Origin of the sequence: Chryseobacterium culicis (assembly GCF_002979755.1) — a bacterium.
Lineage (GTDB): Bacteria > Bacteroidota > Bacteroidia > Flavobacteriales > Weeksellaceae > Chryseobacterium > Chryseobacterium culicis_A.
Genome location: NZ_PCPP01000003.1, coordinates 282939 through 307759, shown reverse-complemented (window position 1 = coordinate 307759; position 24821 = coordinate 282939). Strand labels below are relative to the sequence as shown.

29 protein-coding genes are annotated in these 24821 nt (G+C 36.5%); 12 read left to right on the top strand and 17 right to left on the bottom strand.

Translation table 11 applies throughout. The features are described from left to right. Positions 1-14: 14 nt before the first annotated feature. From CQ022_RS17960 to CQ022_RS17930, 7 genes are all read left to right on the top strand, one after another. A complete protein-coding gene (locus CQ022_RS17960) occupies positions 15-893 on the top strand; it encodes a hemin ABC transporter substrate-binding protein (RefSeq protein ID WP_105683672.1) in 879 nt (292 codons plus the stop codon). Continuing rightward, complete coding sequence (locus CQ022_RS17955; RefSeq protein ID WP_105683671.1) at positions 877-1917, top strand: FecCD family ABC transporter permease; 1041 nt, start codon at positions 877-879, stop codon at positions 1915-1917. Before CQ022_RS17960 ends, CQ022_RS17955 begins: the two co-directional genes overlap by 17 nt. Next, entirely contained in the window at positions 1917-2690 is a 774-nt protein-coding gene (locus CQ022_RS17950) for a heme ABC transporter ATP-binding protein (protein WP_105683670.1), read from the top strand. Before CQ022_RS17955 ends, CQ022_RS17950 begins: the two co-directional genes overlap by 1 nt. 2 nt (positions 2691-2692) lie before the next feature. Continuing rightward, the gene (locus CQ022_RS17945) at positions 2693-3343 is read left to right on the top strand and encodes a class I SAM-dependent methyltransferase (protein WP_105683669.1); all 651 of its coding nucleotides are present in this window, start codon (positions 2693-2695) and stop codon (positions 3341-3343) included. Between the two features lie 4 nt (positions 3344-3347). Further along, a complete protein-coding gene (locus CQ022_RS17940; protein ID WP_105683668.1) occupies positions 3348-4376 on the top strand; it encodes a hemin-degrading factor in 1029 nt (342 codons plus the stop codon). Between the two features lie 162 nt (positions 4377-4538). Next, entirely contained in the window at positions 4539-5411 is an 873-nt protein-coding gene (locus tag CQ022_RS17935) for a ChaN family lipoprotein (protein ID WP_105683667.1), read from the top strand. A 244-nt stretch (positions 5412-5655) separates the two neighbouring features. Beyond that, the gene (locus CQ022_RS17930) at positions 5656-6291 is read left to right on the top strand and encodes a peptide deformylase (protein ID WP_105683666.1); all 636 of its coding nucleotides are present in this window, start codon (positions 5656-5658) and stop codon (positions 6289-6291) included. Between the two features lie 168 nt (positions 6292-6459). Here CQ022_RS17930 and CQ022_RS17925 read toward each other — a convergent pair whose 3' ends face one another. Genes CQ022_RS17925 through CQ022_RS17915 form a run of 3 tightly spaced genes read right to left on the bottom strand, consistent with a single transcriptional unit; the run spans position 6460 to position 7987 of the window. Beyond that, entirely contained in the window at positions 6460-6885 is a 426-nt protein-coding gene (locus CQ022_RS17925) for an organic hydroperoxide resistance protein (RefSeq protein WP_105683665.1), read from the bottom strand. After that, positions 6886-7320 carry a MarR family winged helix-turn-helix transcriptional regulator gene (locus tag CQ022_RS17920; RefSeq protein ID WP_105683664.1) on the bottom strand — a complete coding sequence of 145 codons (435 nt, stop codon included), beginning with the start codon at positions 7318-7320 and terminating at the stop codon, positions 6886-6888. Positions 7321-7354: 34 nt separating this feature from the next. After that, positions 7355-7987: an NAD(P)H-dependent oxidoreductase gene (locus CQ022_RS17915; RefSeq protein ID WP_105683663.1), complete on the bottom strand. Its 633-nt coding sequence runs from the start codon at positions 7985-7987 to the stop codon at positions 7355-7357. A 254-nt stretch (positions 7988-8241) separates the two neighbouring features. On the opposite strand from CQ022_RS17915, the gene CQ022_RS17910 reads away from it, so the two are divergent. Then, positions 8242-8994, top strand: a complete 753-nt coding sequence (locus CQ022_RS17910) for an SDR family oxidoreductase (protein ID WP_105683662.1) — start codon at positions 8242-8244, stop codon at positions 8992-8994. Between the two features lie 6 nt (positions 8995-9000). Here the strand turns inward: CQ022_RS17910 and CQ022_RS17905 are convergent, their stop codons facing one another. The 14 genes from CQ022_RS17905 to CQ022_RS17840 form a co-directional block, all read right to left on the bottom strand. Beyond that, positions 9001-9312: a hypothetical protein gene (locus tag CQ022_RS17905; protein ID WP_105683661.1), complete on the bottom strand. Its 312-nt coding sequence runs from the start codon at positions 9310-9312 to the stop codon at positions 9001-9003. 69 nt (positions 9313-9381) lie between these two features. Next, positions 9382-10341: a protein-glutamine glutaminase gene (locus tag CQ022_RS17900; protein ID WP_105683660.1), complete on the bottom strand. Its 960-nt coding sequence runs from the start codon at positions 10339-10341 to the stop codon at positions 9382-9384. 513 nt (positions 10342-10854) lie between these two features. Beyond that, positions 10855-11583, bottom strand: a complete 729-nt coding sequence (lipB, locus tag CQ022_RS17895) for a lipoyl(octanoyl) transferase LipB (protein WP_105683659.1) — start codon at positions 11581-11583, stop codon at positions 10855-10857. A gap of 31 nt (positions 11584-11614) precedes the next feature. Then, positions 11615-12349, bottom strand: coding sequence for a tryptophan synthase subunit alpha (trpA, locus tag CQ022_RS17890; protein ID WP_105683658.1), 735 nt, complete (start codon positions 12347-12349; stop codon positions 11615-11617). 122 nt (positions 12350-12471) lie between these two features. Continuing rightward, the gene (gene trpB / locus CQ022_RS17885) at positions 12472-13650 is read right to left on the bottom strand and encodes a tryptophan synthase subunit beta (protein WP_105683657.1); all 1179 of its coding nucleotides are present in this window, start codon (positions 13648-13650) and stop codon (positions 12472-12474) included. A gap of 4 nt (positions 13651-13654) precedes the next feature. Next, positions 13655-14200: a GNAT family N-acetyltransferase gene (locus CQ022_RS17880; RefSeq protein WP_105683656.1), complete on the bottom strand. Its 546-nt coding sequence runs from the start codon at positions 14198-14200 to the stop codon at positions 13655-13657. Then, positions 14197-14709: a hypothetical protein gene (locus CQ022_RS17875; RefSeq protein ID WP_105683655.1), complete on the bottom strand. Its 513-nt coding sequence runs from the start codon at positions 14707-14709 to the stop codon at positions 14197-14199. The genes CQ022_RS17880 and CQ022_RS17875 overlap by 4 nt, the downstream gene beginning before the upstream one ends. A 15-nt stretch (positions 14710-14724) precedes the next feature. Continuing rightward, positions 14725-15408: a phosphoribosylanthranilate isomerase gene (locus CQ022_RS17870; protein ID WP_105683654.1), complete on the bottom strand. Its 684-nt coding sequence runs from the start codon at positions 15406-15408 to the stop codon at positions 14725-14727. 11 nt (positions 15409-15419) lie between these two features. Continuing rightward, positions 15420-16193 (bottom strand): indole-3-glycerol phosphate synthase TrpC, encoded by a 774-nt coding sequence (gene trpC / locus CQ022_RS17865; RefSeq protein WP_105683653.1) that lies wholly within the window; start codon positions 16191-16193, stop codon positions 15420-15422. Positions 16194-16376: 183 nt separating this feature from the next. Continuing rightward, positions 16377-17363: an anthranilate phosphoribosyltransferase gene (gene trpD / locus CQ022_RS17860; protein ID WP_105683747.1), complete on the bottom strand. Its 987-nt coding sequence runs from the start codon at positions 17361-17363 to the stop codon at positions 16377-16379. Between the two features lie 44 nt (positions 17364-17407). Further along, the gene (locus CQ022_RS17855; protein ID WP_105683652.1) at positions 17408-18007 is read right to left on the bottom strand and encodes an anthranilate synthase component II; all 600 of its coding nucleotides are present in this window, start codon (positions 18005-18007) and stop codon (positions 17408-17410) included. A gap of 51 nt (positions 18008-18058) precedes the next feature. Further along, a complete protein-coding gene (locus tag CQ022_RS17850; RefSeq protein ID WP_105683651.1) occupies positions 18059-19483 on the bottom strand; it encodes an anthranilate synthase component I family protein in 1425 nt (474 codons plus the stop codon). A gap of 253 nt (positions 19484-19736) precedes the next feature. Continuing rightward, positions 19737-20378 carry a hypothetical protein gene (locus CQ022_RS17845; protein WP_105683650.1) on the bottom strand — a complete coding sequence of 214 codons (642 nt, stop codon included), beginning with the start codon at positions 20376-20378 and terminating at the stop codon, positions 19737-19739. A gap of 242 nt (positions 20379-20620) precedes the next feature. Further along, positions 20621-21073 carry a cupin domain-containing protein gene (locus CQ022_RS17840; RefSeq protein ID WP_105683746.1) on the bottom strand — a complete coding sequence of 151 codons (453 nt, stop codon included), beginning with the start codon at positions 21071-21073 and terminating at the stop codon, positions 20621-20623. Positions 21074-21267: 194 nt separating this feature from the next. On the opposite strand from CQ022_RS17840, the gene CQ022_RS17835 reads away from it, so the two are divergent. From CQ022_RS17835 to lysS, 4 genes are all read left to right on the top strand, one after another. Beyond that, positions 21268-21486 carry a hypothetical protein gene (locus tag CQ022_RS17835; protein ID WP_105683649.1) on the top strand — a complete coding sequence of 73 codons (219 nt, stop codon included), beginning with the start codon at positions 21268-21270 and terminating at the stop codon, positions 21484-21486. Continuing rightward, positions 21486-21860: a c-type cytochrome gene (locus tag CQ022_RS17830; protein WP_105683648.1), complete on the top strand. Its 375-nt coding sequence runs from the start codon at positions 21486-21488 to the stop codon at positions 21858-21860. The genes CQ022_RS17835 and CQ022_RS17830 overlap by 1 nt, the downstream gene beginning before the upstream one ends. Before the next feature lie 3 nt (positions 21861-21863). After that, positions 21864-22793 (top strand): 23S rRNA (adenine(1618)-N(6))-methyltransferase RlmF, encoded by a 930-nt coding sequence (gene rlmF / locus CQ022_RS17825; protein WP_105683647.1) that lies wholly within the window; start codon positions 21864-21866, stop codon positions 22791-22793. 297 nt (positions 22794-23090) lie between these two features. Further along, a complete protein-coding gene (gene lysS / locus CQ022_RS17820; protein ID WP_105683645.1) occupies positions 23091-24788 on the top strand; it encodes a lysine--tRNA ligase in 1698 nt (565 codons plus the stop codon). The last annotated feature ends 33 nt before the right edge of the window (positions 24789-24821 follow it).

Below are 24821 nucleotides of genomic sequence, written 5' to 3'. Positions count from 1 at the left end.
AATAATAGTATATCATGAAAAAATTCATCCTTGCAGCTTCTGTTCTTGTAGCAGTATACTCTTGCAAAAAAGCAGAAGCAGGAGCAAAAGAAAATACTACAGAAGCTACTTCTGAAGCACCAAAAACTAACAATAAAATAGTAACGCTAAACGGAGGAATTACTGAAATCGTAGCTGCTTTAGGCCACGAAAAAGAAATCGTTGCCACAGACGTTACCAGTACTTATCCGGCAAGTTTAAAAACTACCGCTAAAGATTTAGGGCACATGAGATCCATGACCATTGAGCCGATTATGGCGGTATCTCCTACCTTAATTTTAGCTTCTGATAAAGATATCAACCCTGAATTAATGGGGAAAATCAAATCTTCCGGAATTAAAACTGAAGTTTTCAAACAGGAATACACTGTGGAAGGAACTAAAAAACTGATCGAGCAAGTAGCAAAAGCTATCGGAAATACAGACTATCAGAAACTGAATGACAAGATTGATGCAGATCTGAAACAGGTACAGCCAATCGCTAAAAAACCAAAGGTATTATTCATCTATGCCAGAGGAAATATGTTGATGGTGAGCGGTAAGAATACACCAATGGCTTCATTAATCACCCTTGCCGGCGGAGAAAATGCAGTGACTGATTTTGAAGATTTCAAACCATTGACTCCGGAGGCTGTTGTAAAAGCTAATCCTGATGTATTGTTCTTCTTTGAAACTGGTTTACAGGGTGCAGGAGGTAATGAAGGAGCACTTAAAATGCCGGGAGTATCCCAAACCAATGCAGGTAAGAACAAGAAGATCATCGCAATGGACGGAGGTTTAGTATCAGGTTTCGGACCAAGAGTAGGAGAAGCAGCAGTAGGATTAAACAAACTTTTAATTGAAAGCACAAAGTAAACTATACTTTTATCTTATTATAAGTGCAGTACTGCTTACTATTATAGCAGTACTGTCACTTAATACAGGGGTCTATGATTTTGGAGACAACTCTCCGTTCAGGGCACTCTGGCAATTTATAAAAGGAGATCCCCATTTATCATTGAGTGATAAATATGTGATTTGGGACGTAAGAGCAGCCAGAATTATCATGGCTATTTTAGTAGGAAGTATGTTGTCGGTTTCAGGAACAAGCCTTCAGGGGCTTTTCAAGAATCCTTTGGCAACGGGAGATTTAATAGGACTTACATCAGGAGCAACCCTGCTGGCTGCAATTGCGATTGTTTTAGGAGGACATTTCAAAGAATATCTTCCTGAAGTTGTACAATTTTCACTGGTAGGCATCGCGGCTTTTATAGGTTCTTTTTTATCTATGATGTTGGTGTACAGAATTTCAACAAGCGGAGGAAAAACCAATGTGGTGATGATGTTGCTTACCGGAGTTGCAATAACAGCGATAGGCTTTTCAATAACAGGATTTTTAATCTATATCTCAAAAGATGAACAGCTTAGAGATCTTACTTTTTGGAATTTAGGAAGTTTGGCAGCAGCAACATGGACGAAGAATATCATTCTGGCCATTGTTACAATTATTGCTTACATTATTTTATTGCCTAAAGGAAAAGCATTGAATGCAATGATGCTTGGAGAAAAAGATGCACAGCATTTGGGAATCAATGTGGAAAGGCTGAAAAAGCAGATTATTATCATTGTGGCTTTAATGGTGGGTAGCTGTGTGGCATTCTCAGGAACAATTGGTTTTGTAGGTCTTATTGTACCTTATATTTTAAGACTTTTATTCAAATCCAATTATGCTTTTATTTTGCCATTGTCGGCTATGTGTGGAAGTATCTTGCTATTGACGGCAGATACATTCAGCAGAAGCATTGTAGCACCATCAGAATTGCCAATCGGGATTTTAACAGCGTTAATGGGAGGACCTATTTTTATTGCTATTTTGGTTAAATTTAAAAAATCACTGTAATGATTAAGGCACACCAGATTAATTATAAACATAAAGAATTCCGTATCCTGGACGGCGTAGATGTCTCTCTGGAATACGGTGAATTTCTCGCCATTGTAGGACCCAACGGAGCAGGAAAGTCAAGTCTTCTGAGTGTTCTGGCAGATGAAGTGAAATCCGGCAATAACAAAGTTTTATTTAAAGATAAACCAATCAGAGAATGGAATATCAGAGAGCTTTCCAAACACAAAGCAAAATTTTCACAACATAACAGCAATGATATTCCGCTTGAGGTGAAGGATGTAATCATGATGGGAAGATACCCGTATTTTGATGCCCAGCCTGGAAAAGAAGATCTGGAAGCCATGAACAATATGATGTACGAAACTGATATTTTTCATCTGAAAGAAAGAGAATACAATACACTTTCAGGGGGAGAAAAACAGCGTGTACACCTTTCAAGAGTAATGGCACAGCTTGAAAATGAGATCCCCCATAAACTGGTTTTTCTGGATGAACCTTTGAATAATTTAGATATAAAACATCAGTATAAAGCATTGGAAATTATCAAAAATTTCACCAAAAAAGCTAACAGTGCTATTGTAGTTTTGCATGATCTGAACCTTGCTGCACAATTTGCAGATAAGATTTTATTAATGAAATCAGGACAGGTTTCCGCCTATGGAACTCCACAGGAAGTTTTTACTGAAGAAAATATCAGCAATGCTTATAATTTTCCCTGTACCATCTGCGGACATCCTATTACCAATAACCCAATGATCATTTTTGGATAACCATGGAAAAAGACGAATTAAAAATCCTCGCTCAGAATCTTGCCAACCCTCAGGGTGAAAAAGGCATCGAGATTGGTGAAATGATGAATGCTACCAACATCAGTATGACGTTGGAAAGCATCAAAACACTTGTGATAGATGACGGTCAACAAATCCTTGAAATAGGACACGGAAATGCCGCACACCTGAAAAGTATAATGAGTCTTGCCAAAAACCTCAGATATACCGGGATTGATATTTCTGAAACCATGCACAATGAAGCCAAAAGACTCAATAAAGAATTTGAAAACCAGTCAGATTTTGTTTTGTATGAAGGCAAAAATCTTCCTTTTCAGGAGAGAACCTTCGATAAAATATTCACCGTCAACACCGTTTATTTCTGGGAAAATCCGGTAGAATTTTTAAACGAGATCTACAGGGTTTTAAAAGATGACGGAACATTCGTTCTTACATTCGGGCAAAGAGAATTCATGGAGAAGCTGCCGTTTACGGAATATGACTTCACCCTGTACAGCAACAGTGAAATGGAAGAACTGATCTCCAAAAGCCATTTTAAAAGAATGAAAACTTCTGAAAAAGAAGAAGAAATAAAAAGTAAAACAGGAAACGAAACAATACGAAGAATTTATACAATTTTAACCATAAAAAAGTAAAGTAATGAGCACATTAGTTAATGATTTAAAGGAAAAATGGGAAGCTCTGAAAGCAGAAAATCCACATGTCAGAATAAGAAATGCAGCAGCACAGTTAGCGGTAAGTGAAGCAGAATTGCTGGCAACAAGCATTGGAGAAGGAGTAACTGTCCTGAACCCGGATTTCCAGGGAATTCTTACAGAAGCTGAGCAATTAGGAAAAGTAATGGCTCTTACCCGTAATGATGAATGTGTTCATGAAAGAAAAGGAACTTACCTGAACGGAGATTTCAGCAGTCCTCATGCACAGCTTTTTGTGGGCGAAGATATCGATCTTAGAATTTTCCTTAACCACTGGAAATTTGCTTTTGCCGTATTGGAAGGAGAGAAGAAAAGCCTGCAGTTTTTCGGAAAAGACGGACTGGCACTTCACAAGATTTATCTGACTAAAGACAGTAATGAAGCTGCTTTCGATGCGATTGTTGAAAAATTCAAAACGGAAGATCAGAATCAGGCACTGGCTTTTGAAGCAGTAGCTCCAAAACAGGCTGAAAAAGCAGATGCTGAAATTGATGTGGAAGGTTTCAAAAAAGCATGGACAGAGTTGAAAGATACCCATGATTTCTTCATGATGACAAGAAAATATGGAGTAAGCAGAACACAGGCTTTACGATTGGCTCCGGAAGGATTTGCTAAGAAAATTGATAATGCTAAAGTGGTAAACATCCTTGAAGATGCTTCTGAAAAGAATACACCGATTATGGTTTTCGTTGGAAACAGAGGAATCATTCAGATCCACACAGGAAACGTTAAGAAAACACTTTGGCACCAGCAGTGGTTCAATGTAATGGATCCGGATTTCAACTTACACCTTGATGTAACGAAAATTGCAGAAGCTTGGATTGTTAAAAAACCAACAGAAGACGGAGAAGTAACTGCTATCGAAGTATTCAACAATGAAGGAGACTTTATTGTTCAGTTCTTCGGGAAAAGAAAACCTGGAATTCCTGAACTTCAGGAGTGGAAGGATCTTGTAGCAACATTAGAGAAATAATAATTAGATGATTTGAATGGGACCGTTTTGTTTGTAAAATTCAAAGCGGTCTTTTTTATTGCAAAGAAGTAAAAAAAGCAAATTTTCATATAAGCAGATTGACAAGTACTGTGTAGTAAATGACAAAATATTTGTTTAATTTGTGATTAAATACAACATAAAATGAGAAACATTTTCATAGCAATACTGCTTGCCGGTTTCTGTTCATTGAAGGCGCAGGACTTTAAAGCTTACCAGTTTTATGATAAAAAAGGAAAGGAAATAAAAACCGAAAAACTGGTGAAAGAACTGGCAGATTATGATGTGGTCTTTTTTGGAGAAAATCATAACAGTTCTATCAATCACTGGCTTCAGCTTAAAATTACAGAAGCTCTGTTTGCCAAAAAGAACGGTCAGCTTATTTTAGGAGCAGAAATGTTTGAAAGAGATAATCAGGCGCAGCTGGATCAATATTTAAACGGAAAATTTGATGCTAAAACATTGAAAGACTCCGCCCGTTTATGGAATAATTACGCAACAGATTACAAGCCTTTGGTAGATTTTGCCAAAGATAAAAAACTGAATTTTGTGGCCACCAATATTCCAAGAAGATATGCCTCTCAGACAGCTAAAGAAGGCCTTGAATCTTTAAATAAATTAAGCGGAAAAGAGAAAACATACATTGCTCAGCTGCCTATCAAAGTTACGCTGGACACACCAGGATATCCAGAGATGAAAAAGATGATGGGAGACCATGCCGAGGGAACAAGAGTGATGAATTTTATCTCAGCTCAGGCTACAAAAGATGCAACCATGGCGGAGTCTATTCTGAAAAACTTCCAGGCCGGAAAAACATTCATCCATTACAACGGAAACTATCACAGCAAAGAATTTGGGGGAATCTATTGGTACATCAAACAGAAAAATCCTAACCTGAAAATGGCGGTAATTTCTGTTTTTGAATCAGACGATCCTGAACTGAAAGTTCCTGCCAAAGACTATATCCCGACAGATTTCAATCTGATTATTCCGGGTGATATGACGAAGACTTTTTAATTTTTTTTACAAAAGTGTAATTCTGACGAAGGAAGAATCTTACTATAATTATGAGACTCTTCATTACATTACATCCCTTTCAGAATGACAAAAATCAATTACATACATTGAATTCAATAGGAACGGGCTTTAGCCCGTTCATTTTTTATATCAACTTCTATTGGCTTTAGCCAAAACTTAAAATTCAGGGATTAATAACTATTTTTATTCTACAATATTTACCTTTGTACTACATTCAAAAAATATGAAGAAATTACCCATCCTGCTGATCTTTTTTATCGGACTGTTGAACGCTCAGAAACTTACTTCCAATGAGATTTCCATTATTAATCAGGGCGATGTAAATACAGCATTACCGATCTATCAGACCACAGATGCCAGTCAGCACAAAACATTGCTGAACATTTCTTCAGAAGCAGATCCTCATGATCCGAATACGGCAGTTCTGGTCAAAAGAATGAAAGAATCCCTTTTGTCAACAGATGGTGGAGTAGGAATTGCTGCTCCTCAAGTAGGAATCAACAGAAAAATAATCTGGGTACAGCGTTTTGATAAAGAAGGAACTCCGTTGGAATACTTTATCAATCCGGTGATTGTATGGCGATCCGATCTTCAGAACCTCGGGCCTGAAGGAGATTTGTCTATTCCTGAATTCAGAGATCAGTTCTACAGAAGCAAAGTCATTCAGCTGGAGTATGTAGATCTGAAAGGACAGAAATATTCAGAAATTGTAGAAGGTTTTACAGCGGTTATTTTCCAGCATGAAATCGACCATCTCTTCGGAATTCTGATTTCAGACAAAAAAGAAAAAGAGAAAAATGATTCTTATAAAAAGGTAGATGCCTATCAGAAAAGTGATCTAAATAAAGACAGAAGGTAATGATGAGTTATGAATTATAAATTATGAATGATGAATGATGACATGCTGGTACTAAAATATTCTCAATCATCTGTGTTCATCTGTGAAATCTGTGGGAAAATAAAATAAAAAGGAGCTGTTTCCATGGAAACAGCTCCTTTCGTTATAACTATGCTTAAAAAAATTGGATTAATCGTTGTTGGTTACTGAAAGTTTCACCTCCATATTGTTTCTGGTCGCATTAGAATAAGGACAAATTTGATGAGCCTTTTCAGTTAAAGCCTGAGCTTCTTCAATAGAAACTCCGGGGATATTCACATCAAGTTCTGCTGCCAGTCCAAAACCTCCGTTTTCAATCTGTCCTATGCTCACTTGTGCAGTTACGGTTGTTTCTCCGGTTTTCACTTTAGAAAGGCTGATTACTCTGTTCAAAGCACTGTCGAAACATGCAGAATATCCGGCTGCAAAAAGCATTTCAGGATTGGCAAAATCATCATTGGCTCCTCCCAGGCCTTTTGGCATTCTTACCTCAAGATCCAACACTCCGTTTTCACTTTTTACATGTCCGTTTCTGCCACCTTTAGCGGTAACCTGAGTTGTATATAACGTTTTCATTTATTTTTCTATTTTGTTTAATATTTTTAGTACTGTGTCTTTAAGATGCAGCAGTTCTTCCGGCTGTATTCCCAGTTTTTCCTGAATTTTTCCCGGAATTTCACATGCCTTTTTCTGAAGCTGTTTTCCTGCTTCGTCTAAAAATACTTCAACCACTCTTTCGTCCTCTTTTTTTCTTTTTCTGTTGATAAATCCTTTAGATTCCAGTCTTTTAAGAAGAGGGGTTAACGTTCCACTATCCAGATACAGTTTTTCTCCGATATGGGTTACCGTAAGTCCGTCACCATCCCATAATATCATCATGACAAGATACTGCGGATAGGTAATGCCCAGCTCATCAAGAAAAGGACGGTAAAGCCCTGTAATCTCTTTAGCAATTACATACAGCGGAAAGCAAATCTGGTTTTCTAATTTGGGTGTATTCGGATTTTCCATAATATTGAGTACGACGAAAGATTCGATGAAGGTATTACTTTTTTATGATAAATTCATCCATTGGAATTCTGACTTTTTTCATAGAAGACAGCCAGTCATTGGCTTCATCACGGTATCCAAGGTATAAAAGACTTACACTTTTTAGTCCTAATTCTTTTAATCCCAATACTTCATCTACTACAGCATTGCTGAATCCTTCCGCCGGAGTACTGTCGATTTTAAGTTCTGCAGCCTGTGCAAGAGCAATCCCTAAGGCAATATAAGTTTGACGTGCAGTATGTGCAAAATGTTCTTCAGGAGTCTGAGCTCCATACATTTCTTTAATTTTATCGGTATAGCTTCCGAAACGACCTCTTGGAAGATCTCTTACATCGGTATGATAATCGTAAACTTTGTCAATCTTTTCATTAGAATAGCTGTCCCATGCTGCAAAAACCAAAACGTGAGAAGAGTCTCTCATCACTTCAGGGTTTAAAGCTCCTGCCACCATTTTTTCTTTCAGTTCCTGATTTTCCACTACAATGATTCGGAAAGGCTGCAATCCGGATGAAGTAGGAGCCAGTCTTGCTGATTCTAAAATAGTAGTAAGGTCTTCCTGTGAAATTTTTTTATTGGGATCATAAGCTTTTACGGCATGTCTCCAGTTTAGATTTTCTATTAATGACATTTTTTATTGTTTTAAATTAAACTATTGGGTGATTGTAAACTTCCTGATTTTTATAGTGAAGTAAATTAACACTGCAAATATATAGTCAATTTAATTGTGTGCAATTTAATTTTGAAAGATTTTATTGATGTCAATTATTGATAAAGCTAAAAAAGATAAAAATTAATTTGTCTATGGGCTCAATTCCGCATGATTCGGATTTTTTCAAAGGCTCTGTATTCCAATCTTTGCAATAGAAATTTAAACTAAAAACAATGCAGAGATTTAAAAACAAAACAGCTTTAATTACGGGTGGAACTAACGGTATGGGATTGGCTGCCGCTCAGCAATTTATTGAGGAAGGAGGATCAGCGATTATCACAGGGAGAAGTGAAGACACAGTAAATGCTGCTCTGGAAAAGCTAGGAAAAAAGGCTTTTGGAATTGTCTCTAATGCCGGAAGTATAAAAGATCTGATGAACCTTCAGCAGGAAGTCAGAAAATATACAGAACATATTGATCTGGTCTTTGCCAATGCAGGATACGGGAGATTTGCTCCGGTGGAATATGTAGATGAAAACCAGTTTGATGAACTCTTTAATATGCTGGTAAAAGGCCCTTTTTTTACAGTACAGCAGGTATTACCATTGATGAAAAGCGGAAGTTCCGTTGTTTTCAATACTTCAGTAGCTACGGAAATTGCCATGCCTAATTTTTCGGTCTATTCTGCAGCCAAATCAGCAGTACAGTCTTTCATTAAAACTTTTGCAGTGGAACTTACAGAACGTGGCATCCGTGTCAATGGAGTGAGTCCAGGACATATTAAAACCAATATTTTTAATAATACGGGTTTAACCGGAGAGCAGATTGAAAGTGCCATTCACGATATTATTCCTACCATCCCTTTTAAAAGACAGGGAGAACCGTCAGAAATAGCTAATGTAGTTCTGTTTCTTGCTTCAGAGGAAGCTTCATACATCCATGGAGCTGAAGTAAAAGTGGATGCCGGAATTTCTGTGATCAGATAGTCAGGATTATTTGACCTCTTTAATTTGTTTGATGATATTGGTTTTATTTTCAATCCCTATATCATAGGTTTTACTTTTTTTAAAGCTCATTGTAGCTTTTTCTATAAGACTCTTGTAATCCGGTGATTTCTTTGAAATATAAAAAACCTGAGCACTTATTCCGATGGCCACACGAACAACTTCATTAGGTTTGTCCGGGTCTTCCGTAATATCTGTGATGGTGGAATTGTTATACCATGTTAAGTTTTGTGAACTGGAATTACCGGAACAAGATGTAATCATAATAAAAAGTAATAATAAATAGGACCAGGCTTTCATAGCAAAAAGTATTAAGTAAAAAGCTCCTGCAATGTATCAAAATAAATGCAGGAGCTCTGTATAAATTAGTTAAAATCCGCAGCTCGCTACACTTGGTGCAGGAGAAGGAGAACATCCTGAAAGGGATGAGAATATATTCAATACACAATTGGTATTTACATAATTGTTATCATACAGTAAAGATCCTGATGGACTTCTGTAATATACATTTCCTGCTGTATTGGCAAAAGAAGATACAGAAGCAGATCCACAGCTTGTGTTGGTACAAGCGGCTCTCCATGCTGCGTCAGTTACAGGTCCGCTGGAGAATAGTGAAGGGTCGATGATTCTTTTCTCAACAATTCCGGAAGCATTTTTGAAGCTTACCAATATGGCTACGTGATATACCCATGATACGCAGCAAGTTCCTGTAGAAGCTCTCAGGTTTCCGTAAACGAACTGCTTTTCACAGTCGTAACCTGCATTAAGGAGAATTTGTCTCATTTTGTGAGCTCTTGCATAACATCCATCCACTGGATATCTGAAAGTGATACATGGAGAAGATGCTGTAGAAGTACCACAAGCCTGATTTTTAATCTGCGTAAATAAGCTGTTCAGTGTTGCCAGATTAGGAATAACACTCACTGCTTTTTTGCTGTCTCCTCTCTCTTCTTTATTGAAAACAGATTTGAAATAACGGATATCATCATCAGTAGGTTTATCTACTTTTGCAATTTCATTGGTGTTGGTTTTCAGGAAAATATGAACAGGAGTTTCGTTTTCAACGGCTTGTCTGATCATAGAAATATAACCTGCATTTTCCTTACTGTCTTTAATGTGGTATGGCTGAGCACTCACCATAAAAGAGACTTTAAATTTTCCCTCTTCTTTTTCAATCCCTACCGGAACAGTTTTACCGAAATCTTTCATCGCGATTTCATTAGACTCTTTAGCAACAAGATTGGGATCCTGATTGGCACCTGAATCTGAACAGGCATTGAATGACAGCATCGTCACGAATACCATCATGGATAACAGAAATTTTTTCATAGTTTTTATATTTTGGTAGTTAATTTGCAGTGAACTTTATAATGGTGATAGTTCACTATTTTGTGACATTAAAAGTAATAAAATTTAAAATATGAGCAATATTTTTTTAGAAAAAAATAAATTATTTTGTTGTTTTATTGATTTTATGATATTAAAAATACTGTTAAAAATACTGATTTTTATAGAGATGTTCAGGAGAAATAGAAAATTATTAAAATAATATTTTTTTGATTTTTGCAGTCTGGATTCCTGCGGAATAGACAAGTTGGATGGATAATTTATCACTAGAATACGGATGTTTTTAGTACGTATCTTTTCTTTACTCGCTTTGTCATTCCGTAGGAATCTAAACTCTTATTTTATCTTCATTCATTATCATAAGCTTTCTGTGTCTGGATTCCTGCGGAATGACAAACGTTGTGGATAGTCTAAGCGAATAAAAATAACATTATCATAAAATAAGCCCGGTTTCAACTATTGAAACCGGGCTTATTTTATGGTAAGTAGTCTTGACTATTTGTAAATCAATTCTGCCTGAAATACCTCTGCAAAATGTTTTCTGATCTTAGCCTTGAGTTCCTCCATTTCTTCAGGAGTTAATTCTCTTTCAAGTTCTCTTTTTAAAGAAGTAACCTGTTTGTCTTTGATTCCACACGGAATGATGTATTCAAAATAACGCATATCCGTATTTACATTCAGTGCAAAGCCGTGCAGGGTAACCCAACGGGAAGCTTTCACTCCCATAGCACACATCTTTCTTGCATAGGGTTTTCCTACATCCAGCCATACTCCTGTTTCTCCCGGAGAGCGTTCTCCTTTAATCCCATATTCGGCAATGGTTCTGATGATTACTTCTTCCAGATTCCTCATATATAAATGAATATCTGTAAAAAAGTTTTCAAGATCCAGAATAGGGTAGCCTACAACCTGTCCGTACCCATGATACGTAATATCTCCACCACGGTTTACTTTTACGAAAGTAGCATCAATTTCTTTCAGCTTATCAATACCGGCCAACATATTTTCCTCGTGCCCGCTTTTTCCCAAAGTATACACGTGAGGGTGCTCTACAAAAAGAAGGTGATTGGGCGTAATACTATGTTCCTCTGCAGGAAGATCCCTGTTTTTTATTTTGGTGTCAATGATATTTTTCATCAGTTGTTCCTGATAATCCCAGGCTGGCTGATATTCTTTGACTCCTAAATCTTCAAATTCTACTGCTTTATTTAGATTTGTATTCATTTCAATTTTTGATATACAAATTTAGTGATTTTTACCCTTTTATGGAATGGATAAAATCTATAGCCGTTTTCTTCCAGTCTTTATCGTGAAGCAGGATATTTACAAAGGCTGTTCCGATAATACCACCGTCTGCTTTTTCTGTAACATTTTCAAAGTCTTCTTTCGATTTGATCCCAAATCCGATCATCACCGGATTTTTGAGTGGAAGAGAAGCTACCCTGGAAAGGTAGTTTTCATTTTTTACCACTGCATTTTCATTACCTGTTGTAGAAGAAGAGCTTACTGCATACAGAAAGCCTGAACTTAAAGAATCCAGATAAATCATTCTTTCATCCGAAGTTTCCGGGGTTACCAGAAAGGTGAAATTAAGGTTATATTGTTGTAAAATCTGCTGGTAATTTTTCTCAAACTCAATAGGAGGGAGATCGGGAAGAATCAATCCTGAAACACCACTTTCCGCACATGCCGCGCAGAATTTTTCAAATCCGAAGCTCAAAACTGGATTGATATAACCCATCAAAATAATCGGAATTCTGATTTCGCTTTTGATCGCTTTCAACTGAGATAACAGTTTTTCAATCGTCATTCCATTTTGTAAAGCAAGTTCATGTGCTTTCTGGATTACAGGCCCGTCCGCAACAGGGTCTGAATAAGGCATTCCGATTTCGATCATATCTGCTCCGGAATCCTGAATCAGTTTTATAATATCAGCGGTATCTTCCAGATGAGGAATTCCTGCTGTGAAGTATATATTTAGTTTTTTCATTTTTTATTGTATTAAAGTATAATGTACAATGTACAATGTACAATGTACAAAGTATAATGTATAAAGTATTATGTATTGAAAGTTAGGATAGGAAATACATTGTACATTTTACATCCGACATTTTACAAATTTTTGAGATACGTTTCCATATCCTTATCTCCACGGCCGCTCAGACAAATAACGACAACATCAGTTGCATTAAATTTCTTTTTGTCCAAAACTGCCAGCGCATGAGAACTTTCCAGTGCCGGAATAATTCCTTCCAGTCGGGTCAGCTCAAAAGCACATTGTAAGGCTTCATCATCATTAATACTAAAGAATTCTGCTCTTTTCTCTTTAAATAAATGGGCATGGAAGGGTCCGATTCCAGGATAATCCAGTCCTGCGGAAATTGAATGAGGCTCGATAACCTGTCCATCTTCTGTCTGCATCACAAGGCTTTTACTTCCATGAAGAACTCCAAGTGTTCCCAAAAAGGTAGTCGCTGCAGATTTCCCTGAATTGACTCCCAATCCTCCGGCTTCAGCAGCGATAATTTTTACCTCTTTTTCTTCTACAAAATGATAAAAAGTTCCTGCTGCATTACTTCCTCCGCCTACACAGGCAATTACGTAATCAGGATTTTCCCTTCCGATTTTTTCTTTAAGCTGTTCTTTAATTTCTTTTGAAATAATACTTTGAAATCTTGCTACCAGATCCGGAAAAGGATGAGGTCCCACAACACTTCCAATCACATAATGAGTGGTCACAGGATTGTTGATCCAGTCTCGTAATGCTTCATTCACCGCATCTTTCAGCGTTTTTGAACCTGAAGTAGCTGCTACAACTTCTGCACCCAGCATTTTCATTCTTGCTACATTCGGAGCTTGTCTCTGAATATCAATTTCTCCCATATAAACAATACACTCCAGCTCCAGCAAAGCACATGCTGTAGCGGTAGCAACGCCATGTTGTCCTGCTCCGGTTTCAGCAATAATCCTTGTTTTTCCAAGACGTTTTGCCAATAGAACCTGTCCCAGTGCATTATTGATCTTATGAGCTCCGGTATGGTTAAGATCCTCACGCTTTAAATAAATCTGAGTCCGGTATTTATCGCTTAAGTTTTTAGCAAAATAGAGTGGTGTAGCCCGTCCTACATAGTTTTTAAGCAAATCCTGATACTCCGTCTGAAAATCTTCAGATTCTATGATTTCAAGATAGTTTTTTTGCAGTTCTTCTACATTAGGATAGAGCATTTCGGGGATGAAAGCACCTCCAAATTCTCCATAATATCCGTTTTCATCGGGGTTTTTATAATTCATTTTTTTATTCTTTAGTAATTAAATAAGCGTTATTTTGTGAGCTTAACTGATTCAGCAGTTCTTTTCTTTCCTGTGATGTATGAAAAATTAAAATATCATCATCTTCAGAATTTACCCAATTGGAGCCTATACTTTCTTTGATCATTTTGGCTTTGTCATAGAGTATTTCTATATCACATTTTTCATAAAAAGGACGAAGATCTGAGTGGCAAAAACCAATAGTTTCTTTATTTCTATGAATAACATTTTCCTTGAAACGGCTCACCAACGCTGCACCATATCCTTTCTTTTTATGAGTGGCTACAAGTCCTACAGCTTCTGCAAAAGCATATGCTGTGTCTGCTATTTGTAAGGTAAAATCAAAATTTACCCTCAAAACTGCCAATATATTTTCATCTTTATCCATCAGAAAATGAAATTCCGAATCTTTGAAAAACATCCGGAAATAGGCTGATTTCATGGTGTTCCAGGCAGAAATATCCCAAAGTTTCAAGATATGTTCTATCTCATTTTCTGTTAAATCTTTTGTTTCTTTTATCTGATACTTCATGGGTTTAAACTATTAATAAAAGTAAGATGGTAGTCATGCTGTTGCTTGGTAATCAGTTTTTTATAATATAATAATTCTATTTTATGCATTAAATCAATTAAGGTTGCCTTATCTATTTTGGATTGATACATCGTGATGGCAATTTCCAGGTTGTCAATCAGATAATAAGGGTCAGAATCTTCATACAACAGAAATATTTTAGCATAAATCAAGCCCAAGTCATATTTTATCACTGTTCTGACATGGTTATCTAAAAATTTATCCGAAATAATCACCAGATAATAGCTGTTCCATAAGCTGATTCTCTCAAAGAAATACTGGATATCTCCTTCCTCAAAATCTTTAATAATGCTAATGAATTCAGATAACAATCCGCCAACTTCCCAATGTTCCACGTTGCTGTCGTTCTGAGCAACAAAATGATACAGGTTCTGGATCTTTTCATTTCCGAATTTAGGGGGAAATAATGTTTTGTAAAATGTCTTCTTTAGCAAATGTATATTCATCATTGTGTGTTTTTTTAATTATCTATTCTGTTGATACAGATTTTTGAATTTTTTTATTCTGTCAATATCTTTATTTCCAGGTTCTGTTTCAAATTTTGAATTGATATCTAAAGCAAAAGGCCTCTGTTTCAATGTTTCTGTATTCCCGATATTTTCTTCTGAAATCCCACCACTTAAAAAGTAGGGCAGAGGAATGGTAAAATCATTCAGAATATTCCAGTCGAATTGTTTTCCCGTTCCGCCAAATGCTTTGCTGTCAGTATCGAATAGGTAGTAGGTAACAGGTTGCAGGTTGGAGGAAAGAGTTTGTGCTATTTTATCTTTGTTGTCAGAATCAATATTTCCTATTCTAATTACTTTAATGATTCCAACCTTAGGATTCAGTTTTTGTCTTAGTTCAGCAATAAAATTATTGCTTTCATCACCATGAAGCTGTACAAAATTTAAATCTGCGTGCTGAACAATCTTTACAATGATATCTATTTCTTCATTGACAAAAACGCCCACTTTTCCCTGATGATCAATGGTTGATATCTCTTCTAAGCTCAGGTGGTTCAAAGCATATCTTGGCGATTTTTCATAGAAGATAAAACCAAGGAAATCTACCCTCATAGAAATCAATTCCTGAATCTGTTCCGGTTTTGTGAGACCACAGACTTTGAGTTTTGGCAGCAGGTTTGAGTTTATAGGTTGCAGGTTCATTGTTATTTATTTTAAATTTGAGAAGCAAATTCTTCAAAAGCGCTGGCCGGATTTGTATTTTTCATGAAATACTCTCCCATCAGGAAGCCGTCAAATCCTTTTTCCTTTAAAAATTTAAAATCTTCAAGACTGTAAATCCCACTTTCTGCTACCGATAATACTTCTTTTGGAAGCTGATTTTTTAGCTGAACGGAATGTTGAAGATCAACTTTGAAATCCTTAAGGTTTCGATTGTTTATGCCTACCAGATCAATTTTTGAGTTGAAATGTTTTAGCTCATCTTCGGTATGAATTTCCAGTAAAACTTCCATTTTCAGCTCATGGGCAAGTGCTGTGAATTCTTCTACCTGAGCAGGTGAAAGGCAGGATGCAATCAGTAAAATGACATCTGCACCTATACTCTTGGCTTCATAAAACTGATATTCATCAATCATAAAATCTTTTCGCAGGATAGGAATTTTAATATCATTCCTTACGCTAAGAATATCGTTGAAGTTTCCTCCAAAAAAATCATTGTCAGTCAGGATGGAAATTCCGCTGGCTCCAAAATTTTCGTAAGCTGAAACCACTTCCAAAGGTTCTACACTATTGTTAATGATTCCTTTTGAAGGAGACTGTCTTTTAAATTCAGCGATAATTCCACTTTTATTTTTGATGGATTCTTTCAGAGAATAGGTTGATCTTCCAAAAGATTGAGTGTCTTTTAATTGGTCAAGAGAAATGCGTGATTTTGCTGATGCAATTTCCTCATTTTTTCGTTCAATAATTTTATCCAGTATAGTCATTTGATACAGAATTTAATAAAATGATAAAAATGTTAAACCATTAAGGGATATTAAGATGATAAGATAAATTAAGTTCCATCAAAGATGGAGAATGAAGAACTTCGCTGAATAAATAGTTTTAGCTATGATCTTAACTATTCTTCATCACTTAAAAATTCTTAACGGTTAAAAAAAATAATAAGACTAATTAATTAAAAGAGTAAAACTGTTTAATGCTTTTCCGCTTTGCAGACTTTCCTTAGCTAAAAGAAGACAGTCTTCATAGGTTCCGAATTTATGCGTGTTGTAAAGGGCTACTGACGCATTGGCAAGAATCACAGAGTTCTGCTGTTCTGTACCTTTTCCTTCCAGAATATTCATAAATATTTTTGCCGTTTCCTGAGTAGATTCCCCGGCTTTAATATCTTCCAGCGTTACAGGATGGAAGCCTAAATCTTCTGCAGAATAAATTTCTTCCCCGTTTTTTGTAATGATTTTACTGTCATCTGTAAGGCTTATTTCATCATATCCGTCAAGACCATGTACAAGAATAAACTCACGATCTTCTTTTTGAAGGAGATATTGATAAATCCTTGCAATTTCCAGATTATACACCCCAATCATGGAATATTTTGGTTTTGCAGGATTGACTAACGGGCCTAAAAGATTAAAGAATGTTCTTAGTCCCAGAGATTTTCTCAACAGTCCTACTGATTGTAATGCAGGGTGAAAATAAGGAGCATGTAAAAAGCAGATATTAGCTCTTTCAAGATCCTCATTCAGTTGTTCTGAAGTGTTTTTGAACTGATATCCCAGCTCCTCCAGTACATTGGATGAACCTGTAATGGTAGAAGCTCCGTAATTTCCATGTTTGGTTACTTTCTGTCCGGCTCCGGCCACTACAAAACTTGCTAATGTTGATATATTGATGGTGTCTTTTCCGTCACCTCCGGTTCCTACAATATCAATGGCATCATTTGCATCAATATTTACTGGAACAGCCATTTGTAACAAAGCTTCCCTAAAGCCTTCCAGTTCTTTCAATGTGATATTTCGCATCAGGAAAACACTCATGAAGGCAGTCACTTCTGCAGCATTGAATTTATTCTGTGCAATCTCAATCATCATCGCTTTGGCTTCTGATTTTGACAGGGTATTATGGTTGAACAAGTATTGCAGTATTTCTTTCATTTGTGGTGTTTTTATTGTTGTTGTAGGGATTTCTAATGTTTCCATTACACAAGGAAATTTTTAATGATTACTTCTCCTTCGGGCGTTAAGATGCTTTCAGGGTGAAACTGTACTCCATGTACATCATACGTTTTGTGCTGCAAGGCCATGATCATTCCGTCTTTATCTACAGCAGTAACTTCCAGTTCTTCCGGAAAATCTTCAGGATTGACGGCCCAGCTGTGATACCTTCCTACTTCCAATCCGGAACTTAAACCTTTGAAAAGTTTGATGTCTTCTTTTGTCAGCTCAGTAGTTGTAGCTACTCCGTGGAAGATTTCAGACAGGTTGATTAAACTTCCTCCGAAAGCTTCCGCAATAGCCTGTTGTCCGAGACATACGCCAAGAATACTTTTTGTAGGAGCGTATTCTTTAATCAGCTCTAATAAAATGCCTGCTTCTTCAGGAATTCCGGGCCCTGGAGAAAGAATGATTTTATCATATTGATCAATCTCTGCAAGGGTTATTTCATCATTTCTTACCACGTCTACTTTTTGATCCAGAATTCTTTCAATAATCTGGACAAGGTTATAGGTAAAGCTGTCATAGTTGTCGAAAACGAGAACTTTAAGCGGTGGCTGCTGAGTGTTTATATTGTTGTTCATTGCTTTTTTTGTTAGATAGTTGCTGGTTATTTTTTGTGGCTTGTTGATAGACTATTTTTCAACTATTTTTTCTGCTTTTTCCACTGCTTTTTTGAGTGCATTCAGTTTATTATTAACTTCCTGCAATTCATTTTCAGGAACTGATTTTGCGACAAGACCGGCACCCGCCTGATAAAATAAAGTGTTGTTTTTGCTTAAAAATGTTCTGATCATAATAGCCTGGTTGCAGGTGCCATTCAATCCGATGATTCCAATACAGCCTCCGTAATAGCCACGGGAATCTTTCTCATATTCATTGATCAGTTGGAGCGCTTTATGTTTGGGAGCTCCACTGAGTGTTCCCTGAGGGAAGGTGGCAGAAACCATTTCAAGAGGGTTGATATCATTCGCCACATCTGCGGTCACTTCACTTACCATATGAATAACGTGAGAGAACAGCTGGATTTCTTTAAGCTTAGTTACTGTAACATTTTTTCCAAGTTTACCAAGATCATTTCTTGCCAGGTCAACCAGCATGGTGTGTTCTGCATTTTCTTTAGGATCAGCTTTTAAAACTTCGATAGCCTCAAGATCCGTTTCCAGATTTCCTGTTCTTTTAGAGGTTCCGGCAATAGGGTGGATAATAGCTTTATTGTTTTTGATGATTAACTGGCTTTCAGGGCTTGATCCGAATAGTTTATAATTTCCGTAATCAAAATAGAAAAGGTAAGGAGAAGGATTGATGTTTCTCAAGGCACGGTAAACATTGAATTCATCTCCTTTGAATTTCTGCTCAAATCTTCTGCTTAGAACCAGCTGGAAGACATCACCGCGCATACAATGTTTCTGGGCTGTTTTTACCAGTTCAATATAATCTTCGTCTGTAATATTAGAGGTTTCCTCACTCGTTTTTTCGAAAGGATAAACCGGAGTATTCTGATTTTTAATAAGGTTTTCTAAAAGATGAAGTTCAGATTTTACATCTTTAATAAAATTTTCAATGATATACATTTCATCATTGAAATGGTTGATCGCAATTACATATTGGTATAATCTGTATCTCAAAACAGGAATTTCAACTTCCTTGCTTTGCTCTTTAAGATGAATGTTTTCAAAAAACTGTACTGCTTCGAAGCTTGTGTATCCAAAAAGGCTCTGTGCAGTTTGTTCTATAGGATCATGAGTTTCTTCACATTTAAAAGTATTACGGAAGTCTTCAAATATATCCGTGATATTTCGCTCATTAATCAATTGCTTTACGGGAGCAGAAGCAGGAAGCTTAATTTCAAATTCGTTGAGGTTCTTCACTTCAATTCCGGCAATGGCATTCACTGCGATAAAGGAAAAATTATTGTCAATACTTTTTGAATCTGAGCTTTCCAGAAGAATGGTATCCCTGAATTTATCTCTGATTTTAAGATAAATGTTCATGGGAGTATGAAGGTCTCCCAGTGTTTTTTTCGAAACAGTTTTTATTGTAATTGTGTCAGTAAACATCTTGTTGTTTTTTTATTTTTTTAAAATTGAGGAATAAAAAAAGGCTTTAACGGTATCCGTCAAAGCCTATATATTGTTTTTTGATTATTTCTGCTGTAATTAACAACATGACAATACCTTCAGACCCGACGAAGAGTTTGAAAGCCACCACCAAATATTGTTGTTCATTTTTAACATGGGACAAATGTAGAAATTTTTTTAATACAAAAACTAAAAAAACTAAAGAAATACAAAAACTTAATATGAAAATCCTTTATTTAAGCTGTTTGAGCTCTTGTTTCAATTCCTTGACTTTTTCTTTATAAGTTTCATCATTATAATATTCTAAATAATTTTCCATGGCAGAAATGTATTCTTCAATGAATTCCTTATTCGTTTTGTCTGCCTCATACTTGGTTTTTGCAGAATTGACGGGAGCTTGCTTTTCATATTGCAATAAAATTTGTCCTTCCCTGGACTGATCATACAGGATAACTATGTTCTTTTCGTATCCGGGAATGTATTTTACCGGAATATCCTTGTCATCAGGTATTCTGATTGAATTACTGATAGGATAGATGGCTGCGCTGGTAGTGGAGAAAAAAGTAGTGACGTATTTTCCGTCCTGCTTTTTCACAATCGCTTCATAATCGTGGATATACATATCATTCAGTGTAGAATTGGTTTCTACATCTGAAGTGATGATAGCGGTACTTTCTACTCCGTATTTATTTAAAAACCAGGCGTTCAAAAATTGTCCTCCAAATCCGTTTAAGATAGCCAGTGGAAGGATTGGAATCAGAAACCATGCTTTTTTGGTCAGATAGGAGAGAAGTCCAAAGAATACAAATAACAGCACCACAGTATAAAAACCATGATGGCTGATAAAAAACAGAATTTTTGAAATTAAAACCATGTTTTAAATATAATAATCTTTTACTTAAACGCTGAGATCGCGAAGATGTTATTAATATGAATGTAAAAAGGTCGCAAAGGCGTTTCACTCAGCAAGGTGCATTATGATTAAGGAGTATTGATTCGCAGGTATTAATGTGACTGGGAAAAATAATCATAAGTCATTAGCTAAACGAAGTGGCCTTGCGAACAAAAAAATAGAGTTTTATCATAATTGCTTTGCGAACATAGCGTTTAAAACAACTATTTTACGGGTTCAGACAAAGGAATATCAGGAGTTCCGCTGTAGAAAACAATCAGGGTTGCTCCTTTATCTCCGGTTTTTCCTCTGTGGGCAATGTTGACCATTTCAGGAAGAACCTGGCCTTTTCTTACCCATTGTGTTTTGCCGTCTTCTTTTCTCTCGATCTGGATTTCTCCTTTTTCTACATAAGCTGCATTAATGATAGGGTGCTTATGCCAATCCAGAGCTTTGTTGGGAGGAACTGCAATCTTCAGAATTGATATTTCAGGCTGTGTTGTGGGATAAGCCGGATACACCGTTCCATCCCACGACTTTGTTGTTTTTAAAAGCGTTACCGATTCAATTTTATCAGAATATTCTGAATGAGGATCGTTTGATGAGTTATCACATGAAAGAAGGAGGGAAGAAAGTAGAGCAACAAACGCTGTACTTAATACATTTTTTTTGGTCATAAGTTTCATATTTTTAGATTGATTTTGGTAATTTGTTATACAAAAATAACAACCTAATTTAAATTTCCCTACTGTTTGAATTATTTTTTAATCATCAGATTAAAATCCAGACCGTAAAAATATTTCTGAAAGAAAACATTTGTCATAAGTTTAAAAGTTTATTTTTTATACTTTTGCTTCCAAATTAGAATAAAATGAAAAAAGTATTAGCAATCGCATTTATCGGAGGTTTATTATTAGCAAGCTGCAAGAAAAAGCCAGATCATTCTTTACAGGATAGCAACACGTTGCTTGAAGAGCCAGAAGCAACTACTGTTGTAGATTCTACGGCTAAAACTGCTGCTCCAGCTGCTGCAACTCCGGCTGCTCCTGCACCAGAAGCTGCTAAAACAGATTCTACAGCTAAGAAATAATGAAAAAAATACTTTTAGCAGGAGCTTTTGGTCTTATGATCATTTCCTGTTCTAAAAAAGAAAATACAGCAGAAGTGGCGGCTTCTTCTGAGACAGCTGCTGTTTCAGAGCCGGCAAAAACCAATCTTTCAGGTGATCAGATCATGGAAACATTGGATTGCTCGGGATGCCACTCTGTGAATGAGAGAATGATAGGACCTTCTTATAAGGAAATTGCAGGAAAGTATTCTGAAAAGGATACCGAATTGCTGGCTTCCAAAATTATTGAAGGCGGAAGTGGAGTTTGGGGAAGTGTGCCTATGGCTGCCCATCCACAGGTATCTAAAGAAGATGCCAAAAAAATGGTGGAATATATTTTAAGTCAGAAGAAGTAAAATATGTCCGCTGAAAAATCCAGTCTGCACACAAGAAATCTGCATCGTAATCCCTATGATTTTGATCAGCTTATTTCTTGTGTGCCGGAACTGAAACACTATGTTTTCGAAAATGCTTATCAGACGGTAACCATTAATTTCAGTATTCCAAAAGCTGTAAAACTGCTCAACAAAGCGCTACTCTTACATTTCTATAACATCAAAGGCTGGGACATTCCCGATACCAATCTTTGTCCTCCCATTCCCGGACGTGCAGATTATGTACATTATGTTGCTGATCTCCTGGCGGAACCATCAGATAAAATCCCTGCAGGAAACTCTGTAAAAGGGTTGGATATAGGAACCGGAGCCAATCTTGTGTATCCTTTAATCAGTCACAGGTCTTATGGGTGGACGATGCTGGGAACCGATATTAATCAGGATTCTCTGAAAAATGCTCAGAATATTTTGGATCAAAACCCGGATCTTTCCTCTGTTATTCAGTTAAAACATCAATCAAATGCTGATCATATCTTTAAAAATATCATAGGTTCTGAAGACAGATTTACCTTTACGATGTGCAATCCTCCTTTTCATGATTCTGAAGAGTCTGCAATGAAAGGGAACATCAGGAAAACAAAAAATCTTAATAAATCAAAGAAGGTTAAACCTTTGCTAAACTTTAGTGGTCAGCAATCTGAACTATGGTGTGAAGGAGGTGAATTGGCCTTTATTACTAAAATGATTAACGAAAGTGCATTATTTTCATCTCAGGTTCTTTGGTTCACGTGTCTGGTGTCTAAAAAAGACAATCTCAATAAACTGATTCATCTTTTAAAGAAAGTAAAAGCCGTAGAAGTGAAAACGATTGATATGGCTCAGGGACAAAAGATAAGCAGAATGCTGGCCTGGACATTTATTCCTCAGAAGGATAGAAGAGGGTGGCTTGTATAAAAGTTTAAGATTCAAAATTCAAAGTTTTTAGTTAAGTTACTGGTTGCTGGTTTTTTTTGTTGCAAGTTTATTTCGTTGATGCTTAAAATTAAGGATAGACGTTCTAGCTCTATTAAAAAAATCATCATTCACTTGCGAAGCAAAATTCACTATTGACAGCATCCCGAATCTTATATCCCAATATCCTGAATCTCGTATCTCAGCACCATTCCTCTTCACATTTTAAAATTTCTGAAAAAAGGCATTGATGATCAGGTCAAAAATGCCTAAATTTGTACGCTTTTAGAAAAATAAGAAATGCAATTATCAGAACAAGAAATCATTAGAAGAGAAAAGCTGAATAAGCTTACTGAAATGGGGATTAATGCGTTCCCTGCGGATGAGTATACCATTACAGATACTACAGAATCTATAAAACAGGACTTTTCTGAAAGTAAACAGGTGAAGATCGCTGGTAGATTGATGTCCCGCAGAATTCAAGGTAAGGCTTCTTTTGCTGAATTGCAGGATTCTAAAGGAAAAATCCAGGTTTACTTCAACAGAGACGAGATCTGTCCGGGTGAAGATAAAGAACTCTATAATGAAGTATACAAACACCTTTTGGATATCGGAGATATTATCGGTATTGAAGGAGAATTGTTTACGACTCAGGTAGGAGAGAAGACGGTTTTAGTAAAAAACTTTGTTCTTCTTACGAAGGCATTACGTCCTCTACCTCAGGCTAAAACTGACGAAAACGGTGTTGTACACGACGGATTTACAGATCCTGAATTAAGATACAGACAGCGTTATGTAGATTTGACGGTAAATCCACAGGTTAAAGAAATTTTCGTGAAGAGAACAAAAATGTTCAATGCTATGAGAACCTTCTTTAATGATGCAGGATATTTTGAGGTGGAAACCCCTATTCTACAGTCAATCCCTGGTGGAGCTGCAGCAAAACCGTTTATCACGCACCACAATGCACTGGATATTCCATTATATTTAAGAATTGCCAATGAATTATATCTGAAAAGATTGATCGTAGGTGGTTTTGATGGAGTATATGAGTTCTCTAAAAACTTCAGAAATGAAGGAATGGACAGAACTCACAATCCAGAGTTTACCGCTATGGAAATCTATGTAGCTTACAAAGATTACAACTGGATGATGGATTTCACTGAGAAATTATTGGAATTCTGTGCTACTCAGGTTAATGGAAATTCAGAATCTACTTTTGGTGAACACACCATCAATTGGAAAGCTCCTTATCCAAGAGTTTCTATGACAGAAGCGATCCTGAAATATACAGGATTTGATATCACAGGAAAGACAGAGAAGGAATTATATGATTTTGCAAAGTCTATCGGTATCGAAGTAAACGAGACGATGGGGAAAGGAAAACTGATTGATGAGATCTTCGGTGAGAAATGTGAAGGAAACTTCATTCAGCCGACTTTCATTACGGATTATCCGATCGAAATGTCTCCACTGACAAAGAAACACAGAAGCAAAGAAGGCTTAACAGAGCGTTTTGAATTAATGGTATGTGGTAAAGAAATCGCAAACGCCTATTCAGAGCTTAATGATCCTATCGATCAGAGAGAGCGTTTTGAAGCACAGATGGCTTTATCTGAAAGAGGAGATGATGAAGCAATGTTCATCGATCAGGACTTCTTAAGAGCATTGGAATACGGTATGCCACCAACTTCAGGATTAGGAATCGGTATGGACAGATTAATCATGTTCTTAACGAACAATGCCTCTATCCAGGAAGTATTATTCTTCCCTCAGATGAGACCTGAAAAAGCAGTTCCACAGATTGAATTAGGTGAAGATGAAAAAGTAATCCTTGAAATCCTTAATTCTCAGGAAGAAGCAATGTCTTTAGCTGAAGTAAAGGAAAGAAGCCAGTTATCCGGTAAAAAATGGGATAAAGCTTCCAAAACTTTGACAAAGAATAATATTGTGAAAGTAGAGAAGATTGACGAAAATCTTTTGATGAAATTAGCTTAAGATTCCTCAGAAAATACAAATATAAAAGGTACA